5 protein-coding genes are annotated in these 5,005 nt (G+C 64.0%); 2 read left to right on the top strand and 3 right to left on the bottom strand.

What is annotated here, in order from left to right; translation table 11 throughout:
• Both AC1D1P_RS13980 and AC1D1P_RS13975 read left to right on the top strand, forming a co-directional pair.
• The coding region (locus tag AC1D1P_RS13980; RefSeq protein ID WP_477673401.1) for a zinc-binding metallopeptidase family protein at positions 1-711 on the top strand (711 nt) is incomplete at its 5' end.
• A 73-nt stretch (positions 712-784) separates the two neighbouring features.
• Entirely contained in the window at positions 785-1,714 is a 930-nt protein-coding gene (locus AC1D1P_RS13975; protein ID WP_477673400.1) for a lysophospholipase, read from the top strand.
• 152 nt (positions 1,715-1,866) lie between these two features.
• Here the strand turns inward: AC1D1P_RS13975 and AC1D1P_RS13970 are convergent, their stop codons facing one another.
• From AC1D1P_RS13970 to AC1D1P_RS13960, 3 genes are all read right to left on the bottom strand, one after another.
• On the bottom strand, positions 1,867-3,036 hold the full coding sequence (locus AC1D1P_RS13970) for an MFS transporter (protein WP_477670460.1): 1,170 nt from the start codon (positions 3,034-3,036) through the stop codon (positions 1,867-1,869).
• On the bottom strand, positions 3,033-3,797 hold the full coding sequence (locus tag AC1D1P_RS13965; RefSeq protein WP_477670461.1) for a 16S rRNA (uracil(1498)-N(3))-methyltransferase: 765 nt from the start codon (positions 3,795-3,797) through the stop codon (positions 3,033-3,035). The genes AC1D1P_RS13970 and AC1D1P_RS13965 overlap by 4 nt, the downstream gene beginning before the upstream one ends.
• Positions 3,798-3,899: 102 nt before the next feature.
• A complete protein-coding gene (locus AC1D1P_RS13960; protein WP_477673399.1) occupies positions 3,900-5,003 on the bottom strand; it encodes an aminoglycoside phosphotransferase family protein in 1,104 nt (367 codons plus the stop codon).
• Positions 5,004-5,005: the final 2 nt, after the last annotated feature.

The raw sequence follows: 5,005 nt of genomic DNA, 5'->3' as shown, positions 1-5,005 counted from the left end.
GTGCTGGACCGCCTGGAAGACAGCAAGACCGGTCGCCTGCTGCCGCAAAGCTTTCACTGTGAGGTTCCGGCTGACCGGCTGGCGCAGGCGCAGGCCACGGCCAAAATCCTCGGCGAGGAAATCTACAAGCGTTTTCCGTGGGCGCACTACGACTGCGAAGGCTCCAGCGCATTTGCCTTGCCCACCACGACTGACCCGGTGGAAGCCCTGCTCAACCGCACCTGGCGCCCGACGCTGAGCGTGACGGGTGCCGAAGGTTTTCCAGCCCTCAAGGATGCGGGCAATGTGCTGCGCCCCTACACCGCCTTCAAGCTCTCGCTGCGTTTTCCGCCGCTGATCGACGCTGGCGCGGCGGTGCAGGAACTCAAGACACTGCTGGAAGACAATGCGCCTTACCAGGCCAAAGTCACGTTTGAAAGCAACGGCGGCGCCACCGGCTGGAACGCGCCCAGCACCGTACCCTGGTTTGAGAACGCGCTCAACGATGCGTCGCAAAGCTTCTTCGGCGCGCCCTGCGGCACCATAGGCCAGGGCGGAACCATTCCGCTGATGAACATGCTGAGCAAGGGCTTCCCCAAGGCGCAGATGATGGTTTGCGGTGTGCTCGGCCCCAAGAGCAATGCGCACGGCCCCAACGAGTTCCTGAACGTGCCTTACGCCAAGAAGCTGACCGCCGCGGTCGCGCATGTGATGGCCCGCGTTCCCGGTTGATGCGGGTGAGCTWCCCTTCTTTGCGCCGCGGTTTGCCGGCAGCGCTTGTTTCAAGCCAGGCTTTTGCTGCCGCATGCATTCCACCGTCCTAGCGCCTTTCACCGCCCGCGACGGCGAGAACCTGGCTCTCTATGAGTGGCCACTGGATGCTTTGGCCATCGAAATGGGTCAACATGCGTTGCCGCCGCGCGCCATGGTGCTGCTGGTCCATGGCTTGGGCGAGCACGCCAGCCGCTACGACCATGTCGCCAGCCAATTGCTCGACTGGGGTTTTGCCGTGCGTGCCTACGACCAGCGCGGCCATGGCGAATCGGGCGGGTTCCGTGGTGTGCTGCCCAATGAGACTGCACTGCTGGACGACCTGGCCGAAATAGTCGACGACACGCGCCTGCGTTGCGTGCGCCTTCTGGAGGAGGTCAACGCGGACGGACGAAGCCCGCAGCCGCCTGCGCATCTTCCCCTGGTTCTGCTTGGCCACAGCATGGGCGGTCTGGTGGTGAGCCGGTTTGTCGCGCTGGGCATTCGCCCCGTGGATGGCCTCGTGATGTCTTCTCCCGCGCTGGATCCGGGGCTCAACGCCTTGCAAAAGCTGCTGCTGGCCTTTATGCCGAGGCTGGCACCCGACCTGTGTGTAGGCAACGGCCTGGACGCGCGCTACATCTCGCACGATGAAGAGGTGGTCAAAAAATACTTCACCGACCGGCTGGTGCACGACAGAATCTCGCCACGCCTGGGCAAATTCATCGCAACAGCGGGTCCCGCGACGGTGGCGGCCGCCGCCCAATGGCGCACGCCTACGCTGCTGATGTATGCGGGTGCGGACCGGCTTGTCAATCCGGCCGGCAGCCGCGCTTTCGCGGAAAACGCGGCCAACTCACCGGCCGTGACCGCCGGCACGGTGACGTCGCGGTGCTTTGAGGGCCTCTATCACGAGATATTCAATGAAGTCGAGTCGGAGCCGGTGTTTGACACGCTCAAGGCCTGGCTGGACGCCCGCTTCTAGCGGTTAAGAAAATCTCAAGAGAAATTCGGCTTCAGCCCAATAAGAACGGGCGCAAACAGCTATAAAAACAATAGCAATAACTGGCGGCATCGCCGGGTTCCATGCCCAGCCTGGCCGCAATGTCGGACACGGTGCGAGGCGTAACCAGGTTCTCAGGCCTTCTGTCCCTTGCGTTGGCCGACTGCAAGCCAGGCCAGCGCGGCGGCGGTGAGCCCCAGCGGCAGCAGCGACCCCAGGTTCAGCAGCGCCCAGCCTTGGGTGGTCACCAGCACGCCGGAGGCCAGCGAGGAAACCGCCAGCACGGCAAAAATACAGAAATTGAGCGCGCCCTGCGCCTTGTCTTTTTCTTCCGGCCGATAGGTCTCAAGCGCCAGGGTGGTGCTGCCGGTGAAAAGAAAATTCCAGCCCAGGCCCAGTAAAAAGAGCGCCGCCAGAAATTCCTTGAGCTCCACGCCCGAGAGCGCGATCAGCACGCACACCCCATTGAGCGCCAGACCCACCGCCATGATGGGCAAAGTGCCGAAGCGCCGGATCAGGTGACCGGTGAAAAAACCGGGTGCGAACATGCCGATCACGTGCCACTCCAGCACCAGCGCGACGCTGGAAAACGGCAGGCCGCAAACCTGCATCGCAATTGGCGTGGCCGCCATCAGCAGGTTCATCACGCCAAAGCCCAGGGCACCGGCTGCGGCGGCCACGATGAAGATCGGCTGCCGCATGATTTCGCGAAGCGGCCGGCCACCGCGGCTGGCATGCGCCTCGGGCGGCGGCGGAAACCGGATGAATGCCAGCAGCGCCATCGACAGCAGCGCCACGCCGGCCAGCGCCAGGTAGGCGCCTGCAAAGGGCACGTCGGTCAGCCCCCGCGTAGAGGCCGCCAGGTTGGGCCCGGCGACGGCGCCCAGCAGGCCGCCTGCCATGACCAGGGAAATGGCTTTTTCGCGAAAAGCAGGCTGGGCGAGCTCGGCCGCGGCAAAGCGGTAGAGCTGCGCATTGGCGCTGTAGTAGCCCGCCACCACGGTGGCGGCCACCAGAAGCCAGAAATTTTTGCTGTAAGCCGCATAGCAGCACAGCAGGGCCGAGGCGGCGGCCACCAGCAGGCCCAGCTGGAAGGAAATCTTGCGCCCGAAGCGCATTTGCGTGCGCGCCACCACGGACGTGGACAGCGCGCCACCCACCACGTAGCCCATGACGGGTAGTGTCGCCATCCAGCCCAGCGGCGCCAGGTTCAGGCCGACCAGGCCGTTGATGGCGATGAAGGTGACGTTGTTGGTGAGAAAGAGGCCCTGGCAGACGGCCAGCAGCCAGAGATTGCGGTTCATGGCGTGCCGCTTGTCAGTGCGAGAAACGACAGGCAGGCGAGCGGTGCGGTTTCGGCCCGAAGCACGCGCGGGCCGAGGGTGACGGCCGCAAAGCCGCAAGCCATGGCCGCAGCCTCTTCAGCCGCGCTGAGGCCGCCCTCGGGACCGCTCAGGAAGGTCAGTGCGCCGGCATCAGCTGCGGCCACCGCTTCGGCCAGCGGCCGGCTGCCGTCTTGTAATGAGAGTAGCAGCCGGGTGCCGCCAGCTGCGCCCTGCCCCGCGCCTTTGAGCCAGTCAGACAGGTTAGCGACGTCGTGAACGGGTGGTATGCGGCTGCGGCCGCATTGCTCACAGGCCGCGACGGCGACGCCCCGCCAGTGCGCGATTTTTTTGTCGGCTCGCTCACCCTTGATGCGCAGCACGCTGCGCTCGCTCATCAAGGGCTGGATGCTGGCCACGCCCAATTCGGCGGCTTTTTCAATCAGCCAGTCCATGCGGTCATTGGCGGGCATGCCGACGGCCAGGTGAATGGAGCGGCTGGCTTCGCGTGCCGTGGCGGTGTAGCCGCCGATAAGGACCTCCACATCGCTGCGGCCCATGCGCTCGACGGTGGCTGCAAATTCCCCTTCGCTGCCGGGCTGGCCGTTGCCTTGGCCGTTGAATATTGTCAGGGCGTCGCCGGGCTGCATCCGCAAGACCTGGACGTGGCGCGCAGTGGACGGCGGCAGGCTGACGACGCTGCCGGGCGCCAGTGCGATGTCAGCGAAAAACCGGGCGGTCATGGTGCTGGTGCAGGAAGATGCATTGTTAGGACTTTGCCGTGAACGCTATAAAAATAATAGCTGCTGGCGCAGAACCAGCAAGCGCTACAGCCCGATTGTGCATCAAAAGGTGTAGCCCACACGGGTTTCGTTACCCTCAATCTCGTCGAGCAGCACCATCAGCGGCCCCAGTTGCCGGTAGCGCGCGGCGGTGTTGCGGGCGTATTTGATGAAGCGGGGTGTGTCGGCCAGGTATTTGGGCTTGCCGTCGCGCAGCGTGAGGCGCGCAAAGATGCCCAGAATCTTGAGGTGGCGCTGCAGGCCCATCCATTCCACGGCCCGGTAAAACTCGCCAAAATCGTCGCCGACCGGCAGGCCCGCCTTGCGGGCTTTTTGCCAATAGCGCACGGTGATGTCCAGTACGAAATCTTCTTCCCAGCTCAGGAAGGCGTCGCGCATCAGGCTGGCGATGTCGTAGGTGATGGGGCCGTAGACCGCGTCCTGAAAGTCCAGCACGCCCAAAGGTGGAGCCCCCACGCTTGTCGCTTCGCGTACTGCGCTGCCCCGTTTCGATACGCTGCGGGGCTCGTTCCCTAGGGGCGGCCCGTCGGAAAATTGCATGCCCCCTGCGTTGCTGGGCCGGGTGATCATCAGGTTGCGAGGCATGAAGTCGCGGTGCACAAACACCCGTGCGCCATCCAGCGAATTCAGATTGCTGGCCTTGATCTGTTCGAAGATGGCGTTCAGCTTGTCCTGAAGGCCAGAGTCCAGCGCCAGGCTGCGATGTTTGGCGACATACCAGTCTGGAAAGAGCGATAGCTCGCGAGACAGAAGTGCGTCGTCATAGGGCGGAAGCACGCCGGGCGTGGAGGCGAGTTGCCAGCGCACCAGGGCCTCCACCGCATCCACATACAGGTCGTAGTGCGCCGGAGTGGGGCTGGCGATAGCGTCAACCTCGGCGGGCGGTCTAATTGCTTCCATCATGGTCTGCGCACCCAGGTCGCTTAGCAGCATGAAGCCCATTGGTTCATCCCAGGCCAGTACGCGCGGGGCAATCAAGCCGGCGCCGTTCATCAGGCCGGCGACCTTGACGAAAGGTTTGCAATCTTCCTGTGCAGGTGGTGCGTCCATGACGATGTAACTGCCATCGCCTGTTGCGGCGTCCACCCGGAAGTAGCGCCGAAAACTTGCGTCAGCTGATGCCGGCCTGATGGTGTCGACCCGCAGGT

The sequence above is a fragment of the Polaromonas sp. P1_E1_2 genome (assembly GCF_056406035.1).
Note: the sequence above shows the minus strand (reverse complement) of the source record. Positions and strands in the feature narration are given on the sequence as shown.